This is a genomic window from Acidobacteriota bacterium, assembly GCA_016703965.1.
In the GTDB taxonomy this organism is placed as follows: domain Bacteria; phylum Acidobacteriota; class Blastocatellia; order Pyrinomonadales; family Pyrinomonadaceae; genus OLB17.
The window spans coordinates 15,316-41,569 of sequence record JADJBB010000023.1; the positions used below are offsets into that span (position 1 = coordinate 15,316).

Genomic DNA, 26,254 nt, shown 5'->3' on the forward strand with positions numbered 1-26,254 from the left:
AAGAATCGAGGTCAAAACGACTGCGACAATCAGGCCCAACCAGAACTGAGTTGATCTCGACATTCAAGCAAAAAGAACAAATGAAAATTCCGCCGTTCATTCGGAAGTTTGCCGTTCCGAAGGCTCTTTATCTTGAGAGCTTTTACCGGACTCCTTGTCAGCCTTGTCTTCTGGCTTGCCGAAATGCTCCGCGATATCGGCAGGGCTAATACGATGGATGCCCGGAAGTTCATCGTTGGCTTCGGGTTTGGTGCGACTGCTCCCCGGTGTTGTTTGTTTTTTCTGTTTCATTTCGCGTATCGATTATCCGAGCGGCCGGTCGTCGATATGAAGCACGTCTCTGCAACGGCAGAGACCTAACTAAACTTAAGGAGCCTCAGGCTGTTCAAAATAACGAGTACAGTCACTCCCACATCGGCGAATATCGCCATTGCCAGGCTGCTCAGGCCCAGGATCGCCAGCACGACGAAGACGAGTTTGGTCAGCACGGCGGCGGCGGTGTTGAGCCGGATGGTCGATATCGTTTTGCGGCCTAGGCGAACTAGATACGGGATCAGTTCGAGGCGGTCGTTGAGAATGGCTATCGACGCGGCTTCGATGGCCGTGTCGCTGCCCGCCGCCCCATGGCAATACCAACGTTCGATAATGCCAGGGCCGGAGCGTCATTGACGCCGTCGCCGACCATTGCCACGGTGCCGTACTTTTTGAGAAGTTCGCGAATGGCGTCGGCCTTGTCCTCAGGCATCATATCGGCTTTTACTTCGGTTATCCCGACGATGGCGGCGACCGCCTCGGCCGGAGCACGGTTATCGCCGGTCAGCATTATCGTCTCGATACCCAACTCCCGCAGATCGGTCACGGCCTGCCTGCTTTCCGGTTTCAGCTCGTCGGTGAGGGCGATGATCCCTTCGACGCCGCCATTGCTGCTGACCACGATCGAGGTTTTACCTTGCTGCTGCAACTCTTCGACCTTATTGACGACCTCTTGCTGAACCGAATGCTCCTCGGTAATGAATGGCAATTTGCCGATGCAGTGATGTTTGTCGTAACAGATCACACAGTCGGCCTGTGCGCCCTTGCCCATCACGGCCTGAAAGTTCTCGACGCCGTGGATCTCGATCTTCTCGTCGCGCGCGGCGTCAACAATCGCCTGCGCCAGTGGATGTTCGGAATACGTCTCGATACCGGCGGCACACGCGAGGAGATGTTCCCTTTGCCGCCTTTGACAAGTGCCCCTCGGGCCGACGCGTTCCCGATGGACGCATAGATAGAGATCGGCGTGCTGATGACCAGGGCACACGGGCACGCGATGACCAAAATCGTGATCGCCTGTTCGAACCAGACGTTGAACGGCTGAGCAAACAAAAGCGTCGGAACCGCTACAAGCAGCACCGCGATAAAGATGATCGACGGGGTATAGTAACCGGCGAACGTCTCTATAAACTTCTGCGTCTCCGCCTTGGTCTTGGTCGCCGCGAATGTGGTTTCGATGATCTTGGCGAGCGTCGAATCCTTTGCCAGCTTTGTCACACGAGCTTCGAGATAGCCCTGCATATTCAAAGTTCCGGCGAAAACGTTATCGCCAGTGTGCTTGTCCCGCGGCAGCGGCTCACCGGTAATGGTCGATTCGTCCACGGACGAAGCCCCGCTAATGACCTCCGCATCCATAGCGACCATATCGGATGGCTTGAGGACCAGAATGTCGCCGAGTTTGATGTCGGCAAGTGGCGTGTCGGTGATTTGACCGTCTGCCGCTTTGATCGCCGCCGTCTTTGGCGCCCGGTCGACCAATGCCTGTAAAGCCGATTTACTTGTGGCGATCCCAAACTTCTCCAGCGTCTCACCAAGCGTGAACAGAACGACGACAACGGCGGCCTCCTCATACTCGCCGAGATAGAACGCACCGATGATCGCGATCGTCATCAGCAGATTTATGCTCTTGAAATTGAGCTTCGCGAGAGCCGTCAGCCCGCTTAAAAGCGTGCCCCTACCTATCGCGAGGATGATAACCGCAAAAAATACCGCCGCGACCCATCGCGAATACGGCTGCCAGGCCGGAACCGGGGCGAGCAGGAACTTGAAGACATCAATATCCGCCAGCGAAAAGAATTCGAAAACAGCGACCAGTGCGACACTAAAAACAAGCCACTGAAATTTGCGGTCGCCCAATACCGAGGGGGTTTTCACGTTCGCTACGGTTTCTGTTGCAGACATCTTTTATCGCTCCATTAAAGCCTGTTCAAATCAAAGTTGCCCGGCGGCTTTCGACGCAGAGCCGCACGGAGGACAGTTTGCGACTGCCCCACGCCCGTCATTGGTTATCCGCTCCATTGCGGCCAACCTCATCAACGGTGACGGCGACGGTAATGGCTGCTCGTGCGGCCTCCGCCTAGGATCACCCTGAAGATGCTGCCGACCGTCGAACGGCGCTGCTGCGGATAATACGTCTCGCGGCCATAATTACTTTTGTTGCCGTATCCACTGTTTCCATAGTAGCCGCCGTTGTTGCCGTATCGAGTATTACCGTAATACACAGGCGTGCGGACAACCGGCTGCCGATAGGTTGGGCGATGATGTACGTCGCGCCGCCCTTGAGATCGACCCCCATGGTGTTGAGCGCTGGCCGCAACGCTTCCCAGCCCGACCAGCGTCAGGCCAAGAAACAGCATCGATGCTCCACGTTTCAGATCTAGTATCTTCCTTATCATATTTTCTCCTTGCCTTTTCAGGCTGTAACCCACGGCACACAAAACGTGCCGATCAACCTCGTCGAGGAGAGGATTTGTGCAGGCTTGCTCCCGCACTGAGCTATCGGGCGTGGAGCCCGAAACTATTAATATGGGCGACTAATGTCGCCGCCCGCCTTTATGCACAACGCGGACAACCGGGCGATGAACTACTCTGTGACTGCCAACTCCGAATCCAATATTTCGCCGCCCGAAAAGGCTGAAGCCCGAATTTGAGAATCCGAAATGGCGGTGATACCCAAACCCGTAAGGTGACGACCAGCCGGAATGGTATGGCAGAAACGTACGGGTGCCGAATAACGACGAGGAGAGCCAATAGCCGGAGAGACCTCGACGACCGAACGGGTCGTTTCGGTAGCTGGACGAAAGCCGTCCAAGGGTCTGCTTGGACAACTTGCCGTTCAACGACGCGAGGGTCTCCGCCCGCGACGAACTCCACAGGTCGAAATCATCCCTTTGCTTAGTATCGAACTTCGCTGTCGTGAACTCGCCGTTTCGTAACACCGAGATCTCTCTGCCATCCTTGACCTCTTCGCCGTTCACCCGTGCTTTTCCCTTGAAGACACGGACAGTCACCGAATCCGTCGCCGACGGGGCCTGAACTCGATAGACGCCCTTGCGATCGAGCACAATAACGCTCAGACCTGAGCGAAGAGTGACCGGTGCGAGCGAGTCACCCGAGCCGGCAATTTCGATGATCGCCGTTCCTTTTGAAAATGCCACGCTTAACGAATCGAGCGAGGCATCGACCATCTCAATCTCCGAATCTCCCGAGAGCCTTAGAAAGCCCCCGGGATTTAATAAAAGTTCGACGCGTCCGTCCGGGCTGGTCATCAACCTGTCGCCAGACGAGATCGTGTCGGTGTTTGTCACGCTCCGGATTTGCGATTCTCCTTTGGCCAAATAGCTTGCTTCGCCGCTGACAAAGTTAATGCCGCCAGCCTTCGCAGATATCACGTAGCTATTTTGATCCTGCGCTTTTAAGGCGGTGACGCCAGCGGTGATAAATAAGATCGAGAGAACAAAAATGTTCGCGCGATTGATTCTTGATAAATATATATTCACGGTAAAACCTCCTAACCGATCATCTGTCTCCTAATACCCATACCGCCTGTTCCTTCGCCCGTACTTATAAGACAGAAAGGTCACCGCGGCCACGACGGCCAACGTTAACGCGATCTTGACGCCGCCCGACAAGTTGTTACCTTTCGCTTTTCTGACCTGCGGATAGGCAACGGTCGTGCTAGTTTTGGTATTCGGATTAACTACAACAAAATCGTTATCATTCGCTTCGCTGACGTAGCCTTTGACCTTTGTTTTATCCCGTAATTCGAGTTCGATTTTGGCGTCCGTCCCGGTACCGAGCTTACGGATCTCGGCCCTCGTCTTTTCGGCCTGCTTTTCATCATCGTTTGACGGGACTGCCGCCGATACGACAATAGAGCTACCGCAGATGGCCGTCACTAATGCCAGAGATATAAGTTTCTTCAACATAATAGTTCACTCTCCTTACCTGCCCGGCGAAAGGGTGTGAGCGCGGACAAGCCGGTTCGCTCAGCCCTTGAGACAACATTTGCCTCGTCAGATCATCATTGAGTCCTCGATAGGCAGCACAAGGATAAAACCGTCACCTTTGCGGCCCGTATGAGCATTCCGCTTGATCGCGTCAACGATTGTCGGCACCATCGTGTCCTGACAAACGATCTCGATCTTTCTGCTGCGGCGAAACGGATCGAGTACATCGACTTCCGCCGATCTCGGCCCCTTGCCAAAACCTGCCGCGTCCGTCATTGTCACGCCCGGGAAGTTCTCGATGTTCTCAAAAGCTACTACCAGCTTCTCAACAGTAAATGGTCGTACGATCGCAATGATCATTTTCATACATTTTCCTCCTCAAACTCACCTACTGCATCCTTCTCAAGCCAACCGTAGAGCGTCGGCAAGATCAACAGCGTCAGCAGTGTCGACGTTATCAGGCCGCCGATGACAACAGTCGCGAGCGGACGCTGCACCTCCGCTCCGGCTGATGTCGCGAGGGCCATTGGGATAAAGCCGAGACTTGCAACAAGGGCTGTCATCAGGACGGGTCGTAAGCGTGTCTCCGCGCCTTCCTTAACGGCTTCGAGCACCGTCTTGCCTTCTTCGCGCAGATGGTTGATAAAGCTGATCATAACCACGCCGTTCAGAACTGCCACACCAAAAAGGGCGATAAATCCGACACCCGCCGAGATCGAAAAGGGCATTCCGCGCAACGCGAGAGCAATGATCCCGCCGACAATTGCAAACGGAATTCCGGTATAGATCAAGGCGGCCTGCTTTACCGAATTAAAGGTGGTATACAGCAGGACGAAAATCAGAAATAACGCAATCGGAACGACGATCAGCAGCCGCTCTGATGCACGCTGCAGATTCTCGAACGTGCCGCCCCATTTCAAGTAATAACCAGGCGGAAGCTGGACATCCTTTTCAATCTTCGCCTGAGCTTCAGCTACAAAAGAACCGATATCGCGCCCGCGCACATTCAGCTCAACTCCGATACGCCGACGTGTATCCTCGCGGGTGATCTGGGCAGCGTCCTCGACAAGTTTAATATCGGCGATCTGCGAAAGGGCGACGCGTGATCCATTAGGGGCTGTCAGAATCAAACCTCTTATTGAATCTACATCCTTCCCGGATTCTTGGTTTAATCGGACGACCAAATTGAATCGCTGCTCTCCCTGATAGACCTGGCCGGCCTCTTTTCCGGCGACTACCGACTCAACCAGATTATTTACATCTTCGACGTTAAGGCCATAACGCGCGATCGCAGCCCGGTCGGGCTTAATTTGCAACTGTGGCAAACCGCTTGTCGCTTCGGCTTTTACGTCCTCGGCCCCTTTTACTGCTTGAACGGACCGAACGATCTCGTCGGCCTTCTCTTTCAGCACGGCGAGGTCGTCGCCGTACAATTTTATGGCAACGTCCGAGCGTACACCCGATATAAGCTCGGCTACACGCAACTCAATCGGTTGCGAGAAGCTTATAGTTGCGTTTGGAACCCCGTCCTCCAAAGCTTTCGACATCTTTTCGACGAGTTCAGTCTTATCCTTCGTGACCCATTCGTCGTGCGGTTTTAAAGCTACATAGAGATCCGAAAAATCAACGCTCATCGGGTCCGTAGCGACTTCGGCCCTGCCAGTTTTGGAAATCACGGTCTTGACTTCGGGGAATTTCATCAGGACCTTTTCGATCGCCGTCGTCGTTTGAACCGACTGTTCCAACGAGACACTCGGCAACTGTTGAACCTGTACGGCCAGATCGCCTTCATCCAGACGCGGGATAAATTCCGCACCTAAATACGGGAATATCGCAAATGAAATAGCCACCAGGCCGACGGCAAGCGCCAGTGCCTGGGATCGCCAACGACCGACGAATGCCAAAGAGGGTTCGTATATCTTCTTCGCCCAGCGAATCAGGAAACTTTCCTTCTCCGACACTTTACCGACCAAAACAATGGTCATCATTGCGGGAACATAGGTCAACGAAAGGAGCAGCGAGCCTACCAGAGCAAACACGACCGTTAGAGCCATCGGCACAAACATTTTCCCTTCAATGCCCCGCAAGGAGAGAATTGGAAGATAAACGATGGCGATAATGGCGACGGCGAATACGACGGGGCGAGCCACTTCCAGACAAGATTCCAGAATCGTCCGCTGCGCAACTTCTCGGTGTCCTGAAAGTTCGGCTTCATGTTGTGCCTCAGCCCTTCGCCGAATCGTGTTTTCAACCATCACCACCGCCCCGTCAACGATCAGCCCGAAGTCAAGAGCACCGAGACTCATCAGGTTTCCGGATACGTTAAAAATCCGCATCAGGATTGCCGCAAACAACATTGAGAGCGGGATGATCGTGGCCACAAGCAATGCACCGCGCCAGTTACCAAGCAGGAGCATCAACACGACGATGACCAGGATGGCACCTTCGATCAAATTCTTTTCGACTGTGGCAATGGCCCGGTCGATCAGTTCCGTGCGGTCGTAGAATGGCACGAGTTCCACGCCTTTTGGCAGTGATTTCTTTACCGTCTCGACGCGCTCCTTTACGTTATTCACAACGGTGCGCGAGTTTTCGCCCTTGAGCATCAAGACAATACCGGCAACGATCTCACCCCCCCCGTTTGAGGTGACGGCTCCCTGCCTAACCGTCGAGCCTTCGACGATCTCGCCTACATCTTTAACGTAAACCGGAACGCCTTCCTTGCCAGTTTTGACAACGATGTTGCCGATGTCTTCCGGGTTTTCGACGAGTCCTATGCCTCGCAAAAGATACTGCTCCGAACCTTTTTGAATATATGCCCCGCCAACATTCGCATTATTACGCGAAATCGACTCATAAACATCGCGTAAGGTCAGGCCGTAAGACTGAAGCTTTGCCGGATCAAGCTGCACTTGAAATTGTTTCTCAAACCCGCCAAAGCTGTTTATTTCCGTCGCACCCGCCACGCCCAGCAGCTGCCGACGCACATTCCAATCCTGGACCGTTCGAAGCGATTTTGCATCGTAACCGGAATCGGGCGCCGCTCTCAGTTCATACTGGTAGATCTCGCCGAGACCCGTGGAGATCGGCCCCATTTCCGGTGAGCCAATGCTGTCCGGAATTTGTTCGCGAGCGGCGGCAAGGCGTTCGAGTACTAGCTGTCGTGCAAAATAGGTGTCTACCGAATCGTCGAAAACGATCGTGACCGCCGATAGTCCAAATTTCGATACCGAACGGATTTCCTCAACATCGGGCAATCCCGACATCGCAACTTCTACCGGAAAAGTCACCTGCCTCTCCATCTCAAGCGGTGCGAGCGATGGTGCGCTGGTCAAAACCTGCACCTGCACGTTGGTGACATCGGGCACCGCATCGATCGGCAAATTTATCAGACTATAAGCTCCCGCCGCCGACATAATTGCGACGAGGAGCAAAACAACAAGGCGGTTCTCCACCGAAAAACGAATTAGACCGTTGATCATATTAGCTATTTATCGAGTTCAGACGGCCACACGCCGCTTTGAATAAAAAATCACCGAAGTCCGGGGCTGACGAAGCAAACTAATGCTCGCCCATTTCGCCTTTCTGCATCTGCGTTTTTAAAGTAAAACTTCCCTTGGTCACGATCTTCTCGCCAAGCTTGAGCCCGCTAATGACGCGGGTATAGCCTTCTATGTCGCCGCCCACCTCGACCTCACGCACCTCAAAGGCTCCCGGCTCGTCGTTCTTAGGGACGAAAACGATCGTCTTTTCGCCTTCTCGCTGGATAGCGTCGCTAGGAACGACCAGCTCCTCACCATCGGTTGTGTTCGTGCCGGTTTGAAATCCGACTTCCGTAAACATTCCGGCTCGCAGTTTACCGTTCGTATTTGGAACCTCAAGCCTTACCCGGGCGGTCCGTGATGTTTCATCGAGACGCGGATCTATGTAACCAACTCGCCCGTTGATCGTTCCGATTGACGGAGACGTAATTTCCGCGATTGCACCCACAAAAAGCTTGCCAACGTTTGCTTCGGGCACATTAGCAATAACGTAAACCGTCGAAAGATTAGAGATAGCAAAAATCGGCATTGCCGCTTCGACCCCGGCGCCGGAATTAAATTTTCGTTCCGTAATGACGCCGGAGAGCGGAGCACGTACCGCAACCTGCGAATTATTTTCGTTTCTGTGATCGGTAGATTGTATTTTAGTTTCACTAACGCCAAGGGTACGCAGTTGATTTTGAAGTTCCGCGAAATCGATTCGAGCTGTTTCGACTTCTGCCTTTGCCGTTTGGATCTCCTTGTTCAAGCCGATGTTACTCTGAAAATCGTAATCGGCCTTGGCGGTCCTATAATTCGTATCCGCTGCGATCGAGTCTTTCCCCGCGCCGGCGCCAAGCTCGATGAGACGTTTCGTGCGTCGCAGAGTCGCCTCTGCTTCATCCAGTTTTGCTTTTGCCTGCAAGATAGAAACGCGATTTTCGGCTTTTTGAACCCGGGCCAAATTTGCATTCGCCAGATTAAGACGGGTCCTGGCCTCGTTCGTCTTACCATGCATCTCAGCAAGCTGCGGACTCGAGATCAGAGCCAGAGTTGCACCCTTCTGAACATAGTCTCCGACACCGTAGAAAACCTGTTCCAGGCGGCCGCCGACGAGCGGTGTAGCCATTTCCGTAGTTTCGGGATTCAGTTCAACCGCTCCCGTAACGTAGAGTTTTGCGATCGCCGGCCGCTGGGTCACCGTCTCAGTCTGGATTCCCGCTGATTCGAGCATTTCGGGGTCGAGCTTTACCTCTTCCCCTTCCTCGCCCTCGGTATGGCCCGGCTCCTCTTTTTTCTCTTCTTTAACGGCAACATTGACGTCAGTGGACGAGCTTCTACTGGCAATCCAGATGATACCCAGGACAGCAATCACGCCGGCAATAACCGCAGTGATAATCCAAGCCCTAGCTGATTTAGCTAGACCTGGTCGGGTAGTCTCGACTTGGACATCGTCCCGATCAAAATTGTTCTCGAGACGTTCAAGCTCTGCTTCGTCGTTTCTTTCGTGCTCGTTTGGTTCTGCGATATTCTTATTTGACATAACTTCCTCAGATTTACAGTGTTATTCCTAGTGCAATAAATAGATCGGCCTGCGCTCGGTAGCGTTCCGTCAGAGTCTCGGTCAGATCACGGTTGGCATCCAACAATCTGCGCTGTTCCGCAATCAGATCAGTGATCTTGAGTTCTCCCAGTTCATAAACTCTTCTAATGGTTTCAATGTTTTGACGCGAGCGCGGCAGCACGGCGGTTTCGAGGGTCATCAGCGACCGGTTGGCCGCTTCGATCCGTTGAAATGCAACAGTGATCTCGTTCTTAATAAACTGCTCGGCAAACGCTCGGCGTTCCTGAGCCTGGCGTATCGTGATCGCCGCTTCCGCCTTTGCTCCCTGGTTCTTGTTGAATAGCGGCAGGGTAATTGCAACACCAAAGGTTAGCGATCGATCGCGATCCTGCGGAAACGGGCCGGTCGGTAGATCGATGGATGAACGTCCCTGAGTGTAACGGGTATAAGCGGTTAGATCCGGCCTGCTCTGAGAATTGATCAGCCGAAGACCGGCGCTTGCAAGCTGCTCGTCCAGCTCGGCAAGCCGAATCTCCGGCCGGTTGCGCAACCCGACGGCAATACCTGTATCGATGGAGGGTGGAAGTGACGGGAGAGTCGCCGTTGATATATCTTCGCGAAGTTTGAAAGGCGCTTGCGGCTCGACTCCGGCGTAGAATCTCAACCGTGTCAGTGCGGCCTGCAGCCGTCCCTCAACTAACTGCCGGCGGGCCCGCAGCCGCTCAACCTCGGTTTGCAGAAGGCTAAGTTCGAGCGGCGGTGTCTCGCCTTCGTTTACGCGGATCTGCACAAACTCGACGGTCCGCACGTCAAGACTTAGCAGTTCCTCTGACACCTGTAGCTCACGCAATGCCGCGAGGGCTTCGGTGTAAGACACAAATATCTGACTCGCCAGAGTTCGCTGCCGGGCAGTGATCTCAGCCTCTCGCAAGGTGATTTCGGCATTTGCCACATCAATGCGCCGCTGCCGTCGCCCGAATAGTTCGAGTGGAACCGCGATCCCGGCGCTGAACTCGCTGTCACCGGGCGAACCGGCCAGACGGCCGGAGCTTTGTTCAACCTCAAGCGTCGGATTTGGCCGCAGCCCAGCCTGGGTCAGGCGAGCCCTGGCTTTATCGACTTCGAGACGGGCGATCTTTATCTCGCCGTTTGTTTCAAACGCAAGTCTGATAATCTCAGCCAGCGACATACCGTCCGTCTGGCTATAATAATTTGGCACCAACAAAACCGTGAAAGCGTTGGTTTTGATGGGAACGCCCGTCGAAGGAGCGGACTCTTTTCCGACTATTGCTACCTGCGACTGACCAAAACTTGTACTTGTTAAGATGGCAACTGCCAAAAGTAACGCGCCAACGGCACGTCTACCAAAAAGAACATACATAAACCTGATCCTTAATTAGAAACTGGAAAATCTCGCTTGTCTCCCGGCATTAAGCTGGGATAAAAAGCGCAGTCGTTTCGATTGAAAGAATTAGGCTGTTCTAGGCGGACGGAAGAGTTGAGTTAGGCTTGAATTAGAATACCGTCCTACGTACGTATCGGACTGTGAAAACTCTATTTTATTCGTAGACTTGGTGGATGGAATTGCGAAATATCCCGTGACGACATGGGAACAGCAGCAAAAGCAGGTATCGTCGTCGCAATCCTGAGTCGGGTCGTTTCCTTGTCGCGGTTCCCCGTCTGACTGCAGACGAGTTTGAATGGATTTAGTAGCGGAGCGGCTGTCAGGATCGCGGGCAGTCTTTGAAAGATGGTGGGCGGGTGGAATGCCGACTGCCTCGTTTCCACAATAGGCTTGAAGAACAGTAATGTCAGCCAAAGCATAAACCACAAATAGTAGTGCAACGAGACTGATAAGTCCGCGTTTTATACTGTTTTTGGTAATTCTTGGGCTATTCATACTAAATTTTAGACCATACATTGGCAACAAAAATAAGTCAATGCTCAATTGAAACAAATGGGTATTTTTGGTAACGGTCGAGACTTTTTCGTCAAGGGTTCGCCCCTAGGTTTAGAGGTATTGTCAGCGTGAAGTAGTGGAGCCAACAGTAAATTTTGCGGTCAAGCGCCTCCGTGCTGGTCGCGATATTATGGAATTGAATGGATAGAAAAAAATTAGCCTTGGCTATCTCTGTTGTAATAAACGCTGATTTGATGACCCTCGGTACTCCCCAGCCTGGAAAATCAGGGATGAGTCAAAAGGACCGTCAATGAGCGTGTCAATGTGGGATAGTATGAAGCGGATGTCAAAGTCGCTTTTCGCAATTAATTTTTCACTTGTATAGCCCGTATAGACGACAATGTGGAAGTTGTAGCTCTTCAGTCTCAACACAAGCTCCGCAACGGAATTAGATTGATCAAAGGGCTCGCCTCCGAGAATTGTTACACCGTCGTTCTCGTGGCGTTTTGATAGAATCTCCTCGAGAATTGAGGAAATGGAGACCTGTTTGCCGTTATGGCGACTATGGGTTTCGGGAACGTAGCAACCTGGACATCGAATTGAACAACCGGCAACTTGAATTACGCTCCGACGACCCGGGCCATCAACCACAGAGTTGTGATATATGCGATGAAGCCAGATGTAGTGGCGATCATCCTTAAGATAGCTCGGTTCCCAAGACTCGCCTCCGATCGGCTTTCCGCAATTCAGATTCTGAGAAGTGCCAAGGTCGTCTCTCAAATCGATCAATAAATCAGTGGGAATGCCTGAGACTTCGGTCGTGAGCTTCCCATTGTCGTGTTCAAGAATGAAGGTGATCTCTTTTTTCATTTTCGTTTTGAAGTCTGTTTTGACTCCAGCGTGATGAAATACTCTTGCTTTTTAGTTTCAATAGAGGGATCACCTAAGATCTCCTTCAGCTGTCTCGCGGCGTTCTCGCACGCAGTCCCCTGATACCCTTTTATCTCGGTTTCGCACGTTCCGCTTTCGATATCGATCTTGAATTCAACTTCGGGCATTGGCGGTATTCTCCTCAGTATTTGATTCTTATTTTGAGAGTTTTTCCAATTCGTTCTTTGATAAGCCTGCCGCCAAGTTTCTTAGCCATCTTCCGGGCCGCTGCTTCGTGGTACCTGTTCTGTAGCCTGATTACAAAGTCTTTTCCAAGCCGGTAAGCAAGATCCAAATCATCGATGATGGCTACATACCCTTTGGCGGTTTTCTGGAACCCGATATCGCCTAATAGTGCTTGGCCTTTTACATCTCGACGACGGATCACGATATCGGCCGTCTGAGGATTTCTTTTGTCCCAACCATCAAGAGAGAGATTGGAGCCCGCTGTCGGAGTCGCGAATCCGCATTCTGCCAAGGCTTCGAGTAGCAACTCTCGATTCGGGAATGCCTGAGAGTCAAATGTCATGTATTTACTCATCGAAATTCTCCTATTTAGAGTTCATAGATTCGATCGGTGCGGTTTCCGGCGAGGCCGGTATTCTCTATCCGGGAGCCGACGCCTTTGATGTTGTTCCGGGCCCACTTTCGGATCTCTTCGATCTTCTCGCTCATCATCTGGGCTGTAGGAGTAATGTTCTCGGCGGCTTTAATAATGTCGCGAGTCTCGGCCTGCCGGTCGCCGTCAATGAAGGCTTCAAGAACTCCGTCTTGCACTGCACCTTCGATCTCCGCCCCGGAGAAGTCCTTGCTCTTATCTACCAGCTTATCGAGATCAAAGTGCTCCGCATCGAGTGCTCTTTTCTTCAGGTGAACCCGAAATATTTCCTTACGGTCCTCAATCTCCGGAAGATCGACGAAGTGTATATATGAGAAACGGCCGATCCTGAATTGTTCGGACTCGAGTTCGCGTACGTCGTTCGCGGTCGCGAAAACGAGAACGTCCTTGTTGTCCTGCATCCAGTTGAGGAGGTACGAGATCGTTCTCGCCGTTTCTCCTCCGTCCGTCTTGTTGGAAGACTTCATTCCTGAGACGGCCTTTTCGAACTCACTGATACCGAGAATGCCTTTGATCGTCCCGGCGATAGATAGCGCCCGCTTTATCGACATCGCTGACGAACCGATCACGCCTCCTCCCTCACCCATGATCGAACCGAAGTCCAGATCAAGCAAAGCTCGATTCGTAATGCTTGAAGCGACACGTTTACAGAGATCTTTTCCGCATCCGGGAAGGCCGACGAGCAAGATTCCTTTACAGGGTTCGACATGTCGGGCCTTCGCTCTCGGACTGAACGTGTAGGCTGCACGTTCGAGGATTGCTCGAAGCGATTGGTAACCTCCGAGGTTGCTTGCCGGTTCGGGATGAACATAGGTCAAAGAGCCGCTACCGCGTATAACATTCTTCTTTTCTTCAAGAATGACATTGATCGAGTCCTGATTCAGACCGTTGCAACTGATGACCGCTTTCGCAACCACGTTGCTGATCTCGACTGCCGTCAGACCAAGGAGAGACTGTTGCAGCGCGTCTTGCGTCTCCTTGGTAAGGCTAATGTCGAGACCATTGGAACGCAGGTTCTCAAACTGTAGCTCGATCGAGTCTTCGATCTCGGACTCCCTCGGAAGGTCGAGTTCTATCTGCGTGACTTCCTTTTCGAGTGTTTTTAGTTCGGGAAAGTTCGGTCCGACAAAGAGAACTGTGGCTTTCGTGGATTTCAACTTCCAAGCGATCTCACGAAGCCTTCGAACCAGCAAAGCGTCTTCCTGCCCATATGGTGAGATATAAGGAGCGTAATCACACAGCAGGAAAATACCTGTCTTCTGCTCGCTGATAAAGCCAAGAAGACTTTCGGGATCTTCCGTATCGCCGATCGTTTGAGGCGAACTTAGCAGTCCCTCTTTTGGATCGACACCTTCTGAAGGCCGCTTGGACGGCTCCAGAAATAGAGAGGCTTTTCCTTATGCCGATCCTGAAAGACGAGATCGATCAACGCCTCTCTTACGCGGTCTTCCTCGAATGTATTGATAGCTATGAGCGGGTATCGGGCTCTGATCCTAATATCGAGCTCATGCAGAAACTTCCGGATGCTGTCAGCACCGGTTTCTAATTCAGACATTTTTTGTTTACTGGAAAGTGTTTAAGAAACTGATTGTGTGGCAAGACGCCCGTTATGGCCATTTCGTCCATTGTTTCCGGTCGGTTTAGGTGCCTCGGTCATTCTTTCGACCTTCTGCATCTCTTCTCTTGATGCGATGCCGTTGTCGATCTTGAACCCTAGATTAGCTAAAGCCCTGCCTACAGCACTTGTTTCACCGTTTTCGATAAACGATGTTGTGTTTACGTATCCCTGGCCGCGGATCTCGAAGGCATGTCCGGTAGAACTGGGTTCTGCATCATCTCTGCTCCGATACGCACCTGCCTTTATACACACGAAGCCGCTGTCTTCGTTAAGCCTTATGATCTCGGTAACGATACGGCCGTCTGGGTACTTCTCATAGAACTCTGCTATCCGTGCATGAACCGGAATGTATTTGCTCAGGTCGAAGTTTGCCATTTTCAAGACCTCGTCTTCGTTGATCTAGAGTTCAAGAGCGGTTAGCCGGTCTTCGTCGAGCAGCTTCTTTGAATGAACGGATGTCATCCTCAGAAGGTCGCTTAGAGCGGTTCGCATCTCTTCCGGCGAGCGCTGTTTCGCTTCCCGGCCGGCAGCGGTCTGCAATTGTTCGAGTACGTTTTCGAGAGATGTATCGCCCGTGAAGTTCATCAGCTGATACCATTCGCACATCTGACGTGCGCGTTTAGCCAATGAACCCGATACGAACTCCGCATCCTTCATTCGTTCTGCCATTTCCGAAGCGGAATCGAAGATCTTCGCTGTTATCTGGGCAAAGCCTTCCTTGATCGGAGAAACGGCTTCTTCAGCTTCGCGTCTTGCCGCCTCGATCTTCATCTCGCGGATACGCTCCTTAACTTCGCGTTCTCGCCGAGTTTCAGCAGTCACCTCATCGACCTTTATTTCTTCGATTCGGCGTTTTGCATCGATCTCAAGATCGATCTTCGTCTGCTCTGAATTGATACGGGTCGTTTCGAGTGCGAGAGATTTTGCGAGGTTTCGCTCGGCGATCATCTCCGATCCTAGAATGATCACCTTCGGCTTCATCGTTATCACGAGACCATCGCGTATCATCTCGCGTGTCGGAACCATTCCGATGGCTTGTGCCGCGACCGCATTGACGAACTCCTCGCGATCAAAGGCTTCGTCGCTCGTTGCCTCGAACCTGTCGGCAGAATCTCTCGCAAGCTGATAGAAACTGTCCTGAAGGATATTGAGGATCTCGTCGTATTTAGAAAGAACTTCACTCTTTGCTGCGGCGAGAGTTTCGCAGGCTTGAAGATATGCTTTTTCAAAAGACTCAAACGCGGTCCAGGGAATCCACTTGTATTCGCTCGTTCCCCAGACGGTCTCGCAGAGAGTGAATCTGAATCCGAATTTGTTGAGAGCGTTATGAGCCTGGGCCGCTCCTCGCATCAGGCGATTCCGATAGACATCAGGCAGCAACCCAGCTCGCGGCGGACTCACTCTGACAGCCGCATTCTCAGGCAACTGAACTCCGAGAGTTTTCCATTCCAGTTGCCGAACAAGACTACCGAACCCTCGACAATCGATGTTCATGAAGATTCCTTCACTTTCCAGCGTCGATAGATCGAATGGAAGAGACTCGACCTCTTGAGCACTGATACCCAACTCCGTCGCAGCTCGGTACTTTCTGGTTTCAAGATGAGCCAGCGCTTCTCTGGCAATTTCAGATGGCTGTTCCACCATAGAATCTCGGTAAATTTCTTCGGTCGATGTGTCCGGAGCGTGTGAACCACCGAACACGTTTCGGAGCACCGAAGATGCTAACGATGGCAATGCCTGCGTGCCGGAAATTCCGGCAGATGTTTGTGTGTCCATTCGCATCCTGCCCACCGCTCAATTTTCATCGATTCTGTATTGCTGTAAACACTCGGATAACGGTCTCGGCATGTGATCTTCGTCACGACAAACTTTGATCCCGTTGATGTCAACGGATTCCAGTTCACTGAGACAGAAATATCCCCATTCGCACTCGAGCCCCACGACATAACCAAAGAATAGGAAGTCGCCCCTAACAGCCTTGCCTTCAGTAGCGAACCATGTCCAACCGATCAGTGGGACCCTGTAAAGCGCAAAGACAATTGGATCTTTAATACCCTCTTGTTCGACGCGCTGAAGCAAACTGATTCTTAGCGTTTCCGGTAATAAAGTAGACATACGAGGAACAACCGTACGGACGTTACGCGAATTGTCTGCAGCCTATTTTCTTGAATTCGTCCTGCGCTGAACACGCCTGATGTTGAGGAGGAGTTAGACCTGTCTTATGTTTATCGATTCTTAAACGACGAGTATCCTAGTCGCCATATATTTCGTCATGGTTTGGCAAAGAACCAGTAGCATGATTTTTTACTTTCTGAACCTGATTCGGCCTTTCAGCCGCCGGAACGGCCTGTGAAATCTGAGCGAGTCCGTAAGCCACTGATGTGAACACAATATCTTCCGGTCTCGCGGATGAACCATCGGTGCGCACCAAATCGGACGGAACGGTAAGGTCAAGACGTTCCAATGACGTTTCTCTAAAGTTCGTCATCGGGTGGGGTATCATCGCCTCGCACAAATCGACGTCGAATGCTCCGCCGCCTAAAATAATTAATTTCGGATCGCTCCATTGGTTTACGCTAACGTGATTACCAGAAATCCGACCGTAGGCTTTTTGCGCTGCGTGGACAAGCCCGTTGCGAATTTGCTGACAGCCTTCCTCCTTTTCACGTTTGGACAAAGCGTCCATAGCAAAGGGTGCGAATGAGCCCCGAAAAAGACAATGGAGTCTTTCACCCACTGTCCGTCGATATGCTCATCTTTGATTAAGAAGAAGCAAGAATCCGTAGTTCCGGCTCCAACATCAATGCAAAAGGAGGTAGAGCTCGGGGTTGCCGGCGATCGAAATGACCAGAACATTGAGGCTTCGGTTTCCGATCTTAGCCAGTTTCGTACATTTGCTTCCGGCACGGGCGGTTTTTTGCCGACTGCGAAATAAGCCTCGTCAAGGAGCTCCCGTGCCGTTGTCAATCCAACCGTGTCTGACCCGATGGGTCCATAGTTGGTATACATGTGATAGGCAACTCTCGCAACATACAAGTAGCTCTCCCGTAGTACCTTGTCCTCCAGAAAACTCATCGGAATTCCCAGGCTCATTCCCATCTTAAATTCTAGACTCCCAACTATTTTCACTGCGTGCAAATGTCCAATTGAGAGAAGTCGCCAAACAGTCAGGGTTACGAGATCTCCACTCGAAAAGCGGTCTGGAAGATTCTTCAATTCTCCGTAAAAATGTTGTCGGAGACTACCTGTCACATCTCCCGCAAATCTCATCTTTATACTTTTCAACGCATCCTGAAGGTCCCGAGTTGAGTCGAATGGTTTTTCTCCATCAAAAGATACGGCTGAAGGTATCCGAAAACGGTCGTTCGGTTCGAGGAGGTAAGCCCTCTCGCCTCCAGCCGCCTCGAAATGGCGCAATACTAGTTTCGAAGCACTCGTCCCGTAATCGATTCCTAGATGCAGACGGTTCATATTCTAAAGATTCATATTCTAAATAGGTGTGCCTACCTTTAGGTATCCGACTGCGATATCGGTCCAGCCGCTTACACCAACTCGCATACCTTGAGATTCAATGGCTCGGACAGCGGCCAGAGTTTCTTCTGCTTTCCTTATTTTTAGAGTTCCCATTTTGATCGCAAATTCCTTCGCCCCACCCTCGACCATTCTCGATACCTGATCCACTGCTCTCCTTAGTTTCATTTCCGCCATTCGCACGGAAATTGCTTTCCGCTGGGCGAGTCTGTCAACTGCGAGCTGCTTTTCCCGGTTGTCCAAGTCATTACGGGAGATGTCCAGAATCCGATTCAGATGTAGTTCAACCTGCTCCGATTTTTCAGCCAGTGTAAACGCGAGCTTATAACTAGCTCCATGGTCAAGTATTTCCAAGAGAACGGGAACCGTACTGGCGGGATCAGACCATTGTCTGTCACCCTGGGAAATCGACTATAGCAATGTGGAGTTTATTCTTCGGAATCGGCCCATCGAGCTCGAGAATTCGAGCCGCAAATGCATACAGTCCGGGTTCGAGGATCTCAGACCCGCTAAGGGCCAAACAGAATGTCTCATTTCCGAAGCGGCCCGCCCATTTCCACACCGCAAACTTTACGAGTGGGTGAGTAAAATGTAGCAAATCCGCGTTCGCATGACGGTAAGCGACCTCGCGGGAAAGGGTTGCCGTGACCTCAGTAGAAGCGATTCTCCTACCAAACGCTATTACGTCGCTTCCAAACTCTAGTGATGAGTCATCAATGTCCCGGGCCAATTGCGGCGAAAGCCTAAATCGCTGAACACTTGAAAGTGTATTTTCGGGAATAAGATATCCGGGATAGAATGTCGCTAAAAACCGGTTGAGAAAACGTAAGAGGTCTGCCTCGCCGGGAACTTGCTTCTCGCCTGATAATGCAGCTATTTCGTCCAACAGACTCTGATCTGATGTAAAGAGATTTTCAGCCTGCCCACGGACTTTTTGCAACGACGGTCCGGTTCGCAATTGCCCGTTCTTCGATACGCAGTTTCTTTTCTAACTCGTCATGCGTTAGGCTGCCACTAACTGCCTCGCGAGTTAGTTTCTCGATCTGGTCCCCAACAATTGGATCAATCTCACCAATCGAAGTTTCGAAAATCCCGATCTTTCTTAGAAGCCTTTCCAGAATTCTTTCTTCGATCGAATCTTGTACGACAAAATTGATGACCACAATTCGCTCAGCTTGTTGGCCGATTCGGTCGACGCGACCAATGCGTTGCTCCACAACCATTGGATTCCAAGGCAGATCGTAATTCAGAACGACGGACGCACTTTGCAGATCGATACCTTCTCCACCGACTTCGGAGGTTAGAAGGACGTCATTTTCAGAAAGCGTTAAGAAGTCTTCGATTGCCCTATCCCGATCCAAAAGTGGAATTTTCCCATGGATCATCCGAACGCCGATACTTTTCGCCTCAAGGGATCTACGAAGATACTCGAGCGTCTTTCGAAAGAACGAAAAGACCACAATTTTGCGACGTGGCATTTTAGCTTTTCATCTTCGTCCCAAATCGTACTTAAAGTTTCGTAGAAATCCTCAAATTTTGTATCGGCCCCACCATTTTGAGACCAATCGGTCACAAGAGCGGCGAGTCTCTCCTTTTGCGAACCAAACCAACTGCTAATTTCGCTCGTCACACTTTGTCCGAATACTTCATCGTCAGGCATCAGAACCCAAATCGTTAGCCATAGTTCTGGCCTCAGACATACTCGATGACTCCAATTCGTTCCTGAAAGTATGCGATTGCGGCCGGAATACAACTCGCGGTGGCCCTGGTAAGCCATAAGCGTAGCCATCTGATATCCCCAACTTTGAGACAACTCGTGATCAGGTCGAACTCGACAGAGTTGTTCGACACTTTCATAAATTCGCCGCTCAGGCTCGGATAAATTGACATGCTTCCAATAGGCGATCCGCTGGGCGCATCCCGGCATCGCTTCAGACTTGCGTGTTCTGGAAACTATATTCCCAAGTGTATTCAGTTGTGATAGGTCGAAATGGAGACCGGCAACATCCTCATTTTCAAGGTGTTTCTGCTCAAGTCGCCCAATAATTGATTCCAGAAAGCCCTTGGCGACCGGAGCTCCGAAACCATCCGTAGACCTGATAGCTGAGAGAGCTTCAATTGCGCTATCGATACGTCGAGGATGAGACGATAGATGACGTTGGCATTCCAATATCTTTCGGTTGGCCTCCATCTGGCGACTGAAAATTTCCCGATCTGGAAATTCATCCTCGGACAGTAGCCTCAATAGATTCCACAGATCATCCAACGTGTTCTGCACAGGTGTCGCGGTAAGGAAGACACGATGATCGGCAAGATCGCATAAAAAAGTCTTCCAAGCCTGTGCTGCAACGTTTCAGGGTTCCTAAGCCTGTGAGCCTCGTCAACAATAATAAGGTCCAATCCAGGTTGCGCAGCCTCTAACGCATTCTGCACGTCCTTATGTCGGGCCCCTTCATAGGATATTATCCACTTAAAAGGTCCGACGTCTCGGCCTTTTTCCAAAGAATTGGATAGGTCGATAAGGTCACTTCCTTTTGCTATCTCGAACGGCTCTTCAAATCTCTGCGCCATCTCACGCTTCCACTTGGTAGCGAGTCTTGCGGGAGCGAGTACTAGAACCCGTTCTAATTTCTTGCGAGCATCCAGCTCGCGGAGAATGTATCCTGCCTCAATAGTTTTGCCGAGGCCAGACATCATCGGCAATAAGCAAACCGTTTCCCCCCCGTCCAGAAATTTCAGGAGGGCTTAAACTGGTGTGGGTAGAACATCGTTCTCGCTGACGAGTACGCGTGTGCAACCGGAGCCGTGGGAGATTGGACCTTTTGAAATGTTAACGTATCGCGAAAGTGATCGATTCCAGAGAACTCATGATCGCGCAGTTTTTCCCACGCTGTCTTCACCCGAGTCCAACCCCGAATTGAGGTTTCCGGAACGGCGGCAACGGTCCCGCTAAATTGAACCTTGTAGATCCAACTTTCGGTCTGATCATCCCAACAAGGCTCCAGCACCACACCATTTACCTCAGGCTGGTTAATGCGCTGTACAATGTCGCTTGTCTTAAACTTTGCCTCCATTAGATTTATTTATAGCATCATGTGGTTTTATTCGCGAGGTTGGTGATTAGAACGGGAGTCCGACAACATAAATGTTGTCGTTTGGGAGGTTTGCGGCTCAGAAAAAACTATAGTCTGGTTCCTTCGGTGATGGAGTCTTTGGTGCAATAGCGGGATTTACCACTTCCGCTCTCCAGATCAAAATAGACCGCAAATCGCTTGAGGGTACGTGTCAAAAGCATTGACGAAAGCATCTCCGCCATCTCGACCGCCACTCGCTGATTCACGTTAAGCCCCTGCTCACCTAGTCGAACGCTCGGGACACGACGCATCGCTCTTAGCTTCAACTTTTTCCGGCTTAAGAAGATCGGAATGTTGAAGCGATGGTGCCGGGAGTGCCCGACAGATACTCGTTCCCGTAAAGTACTGCTCGGGTTTGAGTGCCTTTGTCGTCGAGCCCAGCAGCACCTGGCCCGATGTCTTGCCGTTTCCGCCGTCTATCCACCAGACCCTCGACGATTCACCATAACTTCGAAACTCATCAAGTGCTCGATGCATCTCTCGGCGAGCTCGGTAATTATCGACGCAGCCGACGATGATGCTCAGACTCCTGTAGTCGCTGTTCGAGTTTTGAAATGTTTCTCCGGATCGAAACTCTCGCACGAGAAGTTTGTTTCAATTCCCCATGCCGTTGTAACCGCTCTGCAAGGGTCTGGCCTTTATCGCCCGACCTCTGCAAAACAGAAATTGCTTCGCGGAATGTTATTGGCTTCGACTATATCTGGATCGACGATCAGCATTTCTGCCGATTTGTTCTGCTGTTCCCTTAGTTCGAAGATCAGTCGGGCTAAAGCAGGAACGACAAAAGAACCTGTTCCACCGGCGCCGACAACCACGAAGCGAAGAGTGTTGTATTCAACGGGCATTACAACCGCGGCCTGCGAGAAACTAAGATCTATATCCATTACAACATCATCTGAAGCAAAGCTTCGACCTCATTCAGATCGACAACTCCGCTTGGCAGGTGCCCGATCCAGGAAAATGGAACTGGGGTAAGGTGGTCGTAAATGCCGCAACGGAATCTGAACTTCGGCTTGTCGTGGACGTCAGCAATGATACCGAATATCCGGAACTTGCCTGATTCATCTCGATCATCAGCAGAACTGAACTGGTATGCCCCATCAGGGTGCGTATGGATCTCGATGCAGGCCTCAGAGTATTCGGGAAGGCTGTCATCCGCGATCGTTGAAGCATATGTCCTGTCCCTGCTCGACGTACTCCACTGCCAGGAGTTTCGATCATTATTCCAGTAGATAAGATAGAGCTCTTCTCTGAAACTCTCCTTCGAGTTGGAGGTCCGAGCGTGTAGGCAAATCTCGTCCCAAATACGGCTTGGGACTTTCGGCTTGTGCCAGTTGATACCTACGAATACGGTTGGAAGGCCCTTTATCTCTCTAAATACCAGAGGAACTGAAACCGTAAATTCCTCTCACGCTGAGCCCTGAGAATTACTCCGTTTCCGGCAAGGAGGTACTCGTAGAGAATGCTTTCTACGGGCTCGAATCGTTCTTTTGCGATCCGATGACCGATGAACTCCTTTTCTCCTTCATTTCGTTATTCAGAACCGGGAGTCGTACCGTCGCTGTTCAACGATCGTTTCCACGCGTCGTCGATCGTAGTGCTTTGATAAGATCAGTTCGGACTTGGAAACTTCTTCGCCTTGTCAGCCGCCAGTTTCCAAGAAGTCTACGTACATCTTGTGGTTCAGAGTGGCATCGCTCGCTGGCGTGGTCCGCATTGAATGGAGTGTCAAACATTAGTTTCCAAACTTCGCTGAGTGTAGAAGGATGGGTCTCAGGAACCGTTTTTTCCAAAGCAGATCTTGCCGGAAACCGACATTCGGCAGCGGAGCGACGGCAAGGTGGGTGTTAGCCGAAATATGAGATGAGGCAGCGGCCCAAAGATATATTCTCGTCCTTTACCAAGAAGGATGAGGGGGCATCAGGACTGAGATCTCAACAGTGCCTTGTCAGAAAAGCGATGGTTATCTTTCGTATTGCGGCTGGTTCATACGATAAGATTGCATTGCCTTCGAGCCTCACGGTAACGCATAACCCGCTTATCCAGCCATCCCGTATCTGTGGAACTTTCTAAATGCTCTCGCCACCTGGTCCCCTGGAGAGCCTTCAACGACACAGATGATTCTTTAAGATCGGCAAAGAGATATTGGCCCGGCAGAAAATAGAGAGCAGCTGAAGCATCGGCAGGTATTTGCAGGGGTGTTATTCGCGGCTTACCTTTGCCTCCGGCCTGACCTTTCCGGTGTTCCAGAATGAAATAAGCTCACTAAAGAATGTCTGTGGATCTTCTTCGATCCTTTTATCTAACTGTTCGAGATTCTTGAAGTACAGGTTTGCGGCCTTATAAGCCTCGGTCAACCATTCAACAGTCTCTTTGTCCCATTCAAACAAATCCGGATATGGGCAGTTAGTAGTGTCCAGCCACGGGTTACCGGTGGAGTGATCCACAAGGCGGATCAGATCGCTGAAAGGTTTTGCTTTTGCACCGTGCTTTTCCTTCCAGATATTTTGATGTGCAGCCTTGATCGGAGGTAATGACTCCCTATCGACAGTGTACTTTTCTGAAAAGTAATTCCAGATATCATCATCCTCAAGAAAATAGAACATCAGGCCGGCCAGATAGCTGTCTCTAAGGTGCGAAGTCAACTTCTTCACAGCAAAGGTCGAAATTCATCGGCGGTATCGCAAATCGTTCGAGTTCTAGCTCGGGATCATCATGCCAGTATTCGAGTAATGGAAAGCACTTATCATTTACAAGCTGAAAGAACTCATTCGTCCGTTCGCTGTACGCCTTAAAATAACCTGCTCGATACAGGCTCTTTGTTGACTGTTTCCAGGCCTTCGGAAACATTTCAATATAGAGCCGGTATTTGTCTTCCGATACGACTCTGGATACGGTTTCCGCATGCATATATGGCGCCAGGCCCTTGATTTGAATCGCAGGTATTCGAGAGAGTCGGTTTAAACGGTCGCCAACCCCGGGCATTCCGTTCCCGATCGTCGCCAATCCTAATCCGGTCATAGAGTCTAAATACCTCAGAACCCAATCGGAAGATAGTCGATCGCTGACGCCGGGCTCTTCTGAAACGCCTTTCGGTGCGATTCGACTGCTTCGATCTCCTGAGTGCCGATATCAAGAATATTCTCGGCGTCGTTTACCTCTCGACGGTCAAAAGTTCCGATGCCTCCGCCGCATTAGTTGATCGGCAAGAATAATCGCCGGATTGATCTGCTCGATCTCCGCTCGCAATAATTCGAGTGGCGATTCATCAGGCTGCATACCCTTTATGCTGCGCTCGCTTGACGATAGTGACGCTAAGTTTTCCGTCCTTAACCTCGCGAGTGATATTCGCATTTTCGATCGAAGCGAAGTGCGGCTGAAGTACGACCTTCAGGGTCTTGTCTTCCTGTGCCAGCGACGCATCCAGTTCAAACGTCTGGCCCTCGATCTTTATCGTCGCCTTCGGATCGGTCACAGGAGCTGTCGCATCCGTACTTTCCGTCGATTCAGTTTCGCCGTTGTTCGATTTTGCCGGGTGCATCTTCTTCATGCTGACGTGTTAGTTTCGTTTTCCGTGATGTTCTATGCGCGCAAAGAGACTGTTGATCTTTCGCTGGTTCCTGCGGTATCGCAATTGAGGTTGAAGATTCGTCGGATTTCGAATCTGATTTTTCGGAAGTATTGTTGGGATTTTTTGATGCCGCCTTGGGTGTTCGCTTTTTGGTTGCGGCCTGTTCCTTCTTCATCTTCTCGGCGGCCCATAGAGGAAGTGAGTTTCTGTACCGTTCGAGAGCCGCCGATAACGGATGGATAGATTTAGCTCACCAAGTTCGCTACACCGGTTAATAAATGTAACTTCGGGAGCAAAGTCGTGCGAACGCACACTTACGATGCAATCTCGTTCCGTTGGATTCGGGCAGCAACTGGATCACAGCCGTGACGGTACATGCTTCAAAGTTGTACGGTTCTTTTTCCAGACAGAAAGACCGACCTTACGAACCGTTCAGTACCGATTATGTCGGCTGGGACGGCTTCACGGAGTGAGTTCATCAACGGAGCAGTTTCTAATGACTACCTCGACACCAGTAGCCGAGAGAATCGGAATCCTGTTCTTTGGCTTCCCGGTGGTGATACCCGTGTCCGAAGGCGGAATGAAATTCTGTTTCTCACACTTTCGGCTCACCCGCTGGCTCCAACGATTCCAAATGGCTCCGAAGGCTCAACATCGAGACGATCTCTTCCTCGCATTCCGGCTTGCATTCGTTCGCGCAAGATGGTCGCTCGGGCCTGATTCTTCTGAATGGACGATACTGAGAAACATGCCCTTTTCCTCGACGAATTCAGTCTTCACATCGGTGTTCGGTTCGGCAGATATCGCTGCTACGTTTGCGGACGTGTTTTTCACCGTACGCGGAATCGCTTGCTGAATTGGAGCGGATGTCCAGAATGGTTTTCGCGTTCGATATCTCGGGAGCCTCTCCAGAAACTTGCTCAGGAAAATGTTCCGAATGGTTACTTCTTCGGCGACCGAGTCATGTACTCAGCACCTTTCCAGAGCCCAACCCGAACTGCTGATTGTCCCCGCTACCTTGAAATCCCGCGATCTGATGCACTCAAACGCTATATTTGGGCAGTAAAGATCACAGTTGTTCGAATTTCTCCGTGATTATCAAAAGAATAAACAACCATGTTTGGTTATTATCCTTATCCTTATCCATATAAGTGTTAGCTATAAAATGCACAGTCTGAAATAAATAAAGCCGCAAACTCCGCAAACGCCTGCGTTTGGCTTTGAAACGCTATCCCGCAGCCGCAAATGAAATCCATTTAAAAAATCACGAAGCGTTTATGTTACGAGAAATCAAAATAAGTCGATGAAGTAGTAATAATCAAACCTGCTTGCTACCAGATTTCAGCCAAGACGCTTTGGGGCGTGTTCTACAAACGTTGCGGCGGCCTTGATGTACACTATCAAAGATCGTCTGTCGCCGGAGTCGAGGGTGACGGTCAGGTAATTGTTTTCCTTTTTCGTCAGCTAGTTCTAGTTCGGAACGGGAGTTGGTCTCTCCACTAAGCATACTGTTTGGCCTGAAGAGTGATCGCCGGTTCGTCAATGGTTTCGACTGCAAGGCGGAGTTGTAAATTTCTAATCTCTCGATAGTTCCCCTTCCATTC

General features: G+C 51.0%; 29 protein-coding genes and 1 pseudogene. 1 reads left to right on the forward strand and 29 read right to left on the reverse strand.

The genetic code is table 11. The annotated features are described in order from the left end of the window. Positions 1–96 precede the first annotated feature (96 nt). The 29 genes and pseudogenes from IPG22_17115 to IPG22_17255 all read right to left on the reverse strand — a co-directional run bounded on the left by IPG22_17115 (position 97) and on the right by IPG22_17255 (position 24,629). On the reverse strand, positions 97–291 hold the full coding sequence (locus IPG22_17115) for a hypothetical protein (GenBank protein MBK6590008.1): 195 nt from the start codon (positions 289–291) through the stop codon (positions 97–99). 65 nt (positions 292–356) lie between these two features. After that, positions 357–2,214 (reverse strand): annotated as a pseudogene (locus IPG22_17120) (cation-translocating P-type ATPase). A 131-nt stretch (positions 2,215–2,345) separates the two neighbouring features. Next, complete coding sequence (locus IPG22_17125) at positions 2,346–2,708, reverse strand: hypothetical protein (protein ID MBK6590009.1); 363 nt, start codon at positions 2,706–2,708, stop codon at positions 2,346–2,348. Between the two features lie 138 nt (positions 2,709–2,846). Then, positions 2,847–3,812, reverse strand: coding sequence for a hypothetical protein (locus IPG22_17130; protein MBK6590010.1), 966 nt, complete (start codon positions 3,810–3,812; stop codon positions 2,847–2,849). Positions 3,813–3,842: 30 nt separating this feature from the next. Continuing rightward, a complete protein-coding gene (locus IPG22_17135) occupies positions 3,843–4,241 on the reverse strand; it encodes a hypothetical protein (GenBank protein ID MBK6590011.1) in 399 nt (132 codons plus the stop codon). An 87-nt stretch (positions 4,242–4,328) separates the two neighbouring features. Continuing rightward, complete coding sequence (locus tag IPG22_17140; protein MBK6590012.1) at positions 4,329–4,628, reverse strand: P-II family nitrogen regulator; 300 nt, start codon at positions 4,626–4,628, stop codon at positions 4,329–4,331. Continuing rightward, positions 4,625–7,744, reverse strand: coding sequence for an efflux RND transporter permease subunit (locus IPG22_17145; GenBank protein MBK6590013.1), 3,120 nt, complete (start codon positions 7,742–7,744; stop codon positions 4,625–4,627). Before IPG22_17145 ends, IPG22_17140 begins: the two co-directional genes overlap by 4 nt. A gap of 79 nt (positions 7,745–7,823) precedes the next feature. Continuing rightward, positions 7,824–9,326: an efflux RND transporter periplasmic adaptor subunit gene (locus IPG22_17150; protein MBK6590014.1), complete on the reverse strand. Its 1,503-nt coding sequence runs from the start codon at positions 9,324–9,326 to the stop codon at positions 7,824–7,826. Positions 9,327–9,339: 13 nt separating this feature from the next. Further along, on the reverse strand, positions 9,340–10,728 hold the full coding sequence (locus IPG22_17155; GenBank protein ID MBK6590015.1) for a TolC family protein: 1,389 nt from the start codon (positions 10,726–10,728) through the stop codon (positions 9,340–9,342). 744 nt (positions 10,729–11,472) lie between these two features. Further along, complete coding sequence (locus IPG22_17160; GenBank protein MBK6590016.1) at positions 11,473–12,117, reverse strand: 4Fe-4S cluster-binding domain-containing protein; 645 nt, start codon at positions 12,115–12,117, stop codon at positions 11,473–11,475. Continuing rightward, complete coding sequence (locus IPG22_17165; GenBank protein MBK6590017.1) at positions 12,114–12,305, reverse strand: DUF2997 domain-containing protein; 192 nt, start codon at positions 12,303–12,305, stop codon at positions 12,114–12,116. Before IPG22_17165 ends, IPG22_17160 begins: the two co-directional genes overlap by 4 nt. A 14-nt stretch (positions 12,306–12,319) precedes the next feature. Then, the gene (locus tag IPG22_17170; GenBank protein ID MBK6590018.1) at positions 12,320–12,718 is read right to left on the reverse strand and encodes a DUF1257 domain-containing protein; all 399 of its coding nucleotides are present in this window, start codon (positions 12,716–12,718) and stop codon (positions 12,320–12,322) included. A 14-nt stretch (positions 12,719–12,732) separates the two neighbouring features. Continuing rightward, positions 12,733–13,989 carry an AAA family ATPase gene (locus IPG22_17175; GenBank protein ID MBK6590019.1) on the reverse strand — a complete coding sequence of 419 codons (1,257 nt, stop codon included), beginning with the start codon at positions 13,987–13,989 and terminating at the stop codon, positions 12,733–12,735. Positions 13,990–14,120: 131 nt separating this feature from the next. Continuing rightward, positions 14,121–14,351 (reverse strand): hypothetical protein, encoded by a 231-nt coding sequence (locus tag IPG22_17180; GenBank protein ID MBK6590020.1) that lies wholly within the window; start codon positions 14,349–14,351, stop codon positions 14,121–14,123. Positions 14,352–14,372: 21 nt separating this feature from the next. Then, the gene (locus IPG22_17185; GenBank protein ID MBK6590021.1) at positions 14,373–14,789 is read right to left on the reverse strand and encodes a hypothetical protein; all 417 of its coding nucleotides are present in this window, start codon (positions 14,787–14,789) and stop codon (positions 14,373–14,375) included. Positions 14,790–14,813: 24 nt separating this feature from the next. Continuing rightward, positions 14,814–16,190 carry a hypothetical protein gene (locus IPG22_17190; GenBank protein ID MBK6590022.1) on the reverse strand — a complete coding sequence of 459 codons (1,377 nt, stop codon included), beginning with the start codon at positions 16,188–16,190 and terminating at the stop codon, positions 14,814–14,816. 475 nt (positions 16,191–16,665) lie between these two features. Beyond that, on the reverse strand, positions 16,666–17,100 hold the full coding sequence (locus IPG22_17195) for a hypothetical protein (GenBank protein ID MBK6590023.1): 435 nt from the start codon (positions 17,098–17,100) through the stop codon (positions 16,666–16,668). An 803-nt stretch (positions 17,101–17,903) separates the two neighbouring features. Further along, positions 17,904–18,113, reverse strand: a complete 210-nt coding sequence (locus tag IPG22_17200) for a hypothetical protein (GenBank protein MBK6590024.1) — start codon at positions 18,111–18,113, stop codon at positions 17,904–17,906. A 226-nt stretch (positions 18,114–18,339) separates the two neighbouring features. Beyond that, positions 18,340–18,831 (reverse strand): hypothetical protein, encoded by a 492-nt coding sequence (locus tag IPG22_17205; protein MBK6590025.1) that lies wholly within the window; start codon positions 18,829–18,831, stop codon positions 18,340–18,342. A gap of 28 nt (positions 18,832–18,859) precedes the next feature. After that, positions 18,860–19,423, reverse strand: a complete 564-nt coding sequence (locus IPG22_17210) for an SWF/SNF helicase family protein (GenBank protein MBK6590026.1) — start codon at positions 19,421–19,423, stop codon at positions 18,860–18,862. Then, positions 19,327–20,223, reverse strand: a complete 897-nt coding sequence (locus IPG22_17215; protein MBK6590027.1) for a hypothetical protein — start codon at positions 20,221–20,223, stop codon at positions 19,327–19,329. Before IPG22_17215 ends, IPG22_17210 begins: the two co-directional genes overlap by 97 nt. Continuing rightward, positions 20,187–20,642: a DEAD/DEAH box helicase family protein gene (locus tag IPG22_17220; protein ID MBK6590028.1), complete on the reverse strand. Its 456-nt coding sequence runs from the start codon at positions 20,640–20,642 to the stop codon at positions 20,187–20,189. Before IPG22_17220 ends, IPG22_17215 begins: the two co-directional genes overlap by 37 nt. Positions 20,643–20,680: 38 nt before the next feature. Next, positions 20,681–21,019, reverse strand: a complete 339-nt coding sequence (locus IPG22_17225; protein MBK6590029.1) for a hypothetical protein — start codon at positions 21,017–21,019, stop codon at positions 20,681–20,683. A 279-nt stretch (positions 21,020–21,298) separates the two neighbouring features. Beyond that, positions 21,299–21,661, reverse strand: a complete 363-nt coding sequence (locus tag IPG22_17230) for a hypothetical protein (GenBank protein ID MBK6590030.1) — start codon at positions 21,659–21,661, stop codon at positions 21,299–21,301. Between the two features lie 56 nt (positions 21,662–21,717). Further along, positions 21,718–21,963 (reverse strand): hypothetical protein, encoded by a 246-nt coding sequence (locus IPG22_17235; GenBank protein MBK6590031.1) that lies wholly within the window; start codon positions 21,961–21,963, stop codon positions 21,718–21,720. After that, positions 21,963–22,463, reverse strand: coding sequence for a Mov34/MPN/PAD-1 family protein (locus tag IPG22_17240; protein MBK6590032.1), 501 nt, complete (start codon positions 22,461–22,463; stop codon positions 21,963–21,965). The genes IPG22_17235 and IPG22_17240 overlap by 1 nt, the downstream gene beginning before the upstream one ends. Positions 22,464–23,280: 817 nt before the next feature. Further along, the gene (locus IPG22_17245) at positions 23,281–23,733 is read right to left on the reverse strand and encodes a hypothetical protein (GenBank protein MBK6590033.1); all 453 of its coding nucleotides are present in this window, start codon (positions 23,731–23,733) and stop codon (positions 23,281–23,283) included. Further along, positions 23,708–24,100 (reverse strand): hypothetical protein, encoded by a 393-nt coding sequence (locus IPG22_17250; protein ID MBK6590034.1) that lies wholly within the window; start codon positions 24,098–24,100, stop codon positions 23,708–23,710. Before IPG22_17250 ends, IPG22_17245 begins: the two co-directional genes overlap by 26 nt. Positions 24,101–24,347: 247 nt before the next feature. Continuing rightward, positions 24,348–24,629: a hypothetical protein gene (locus IPG22_17255; GenBank protein ID MBK6590035.1), complete on the reverse strand. Its 282-nt coding sequence runs from the start codon at positions 24,627–24,629 to the stop codon at positions 24,348–24,350. A gap of 517 nt (positions 24,630–25,146) precedes the next feature. Here IPG22_17255 and IPG22_17260 point away from each other — a divergent pair. Beyond that, positions 25,147–25,506 carry a hypothetical protein gene (locus IPG22_17260; protein ID MBK6590036.1) on the forward strand — a complete coding sequence of 120 codons (360 nt, stop codon included), beginning with the start codon at positions 25,147–25,149 and terminating at the stop codon, positions 25,504–25,506. Positions 25,507–26,254: the final 748 nt, after the last annotated feature.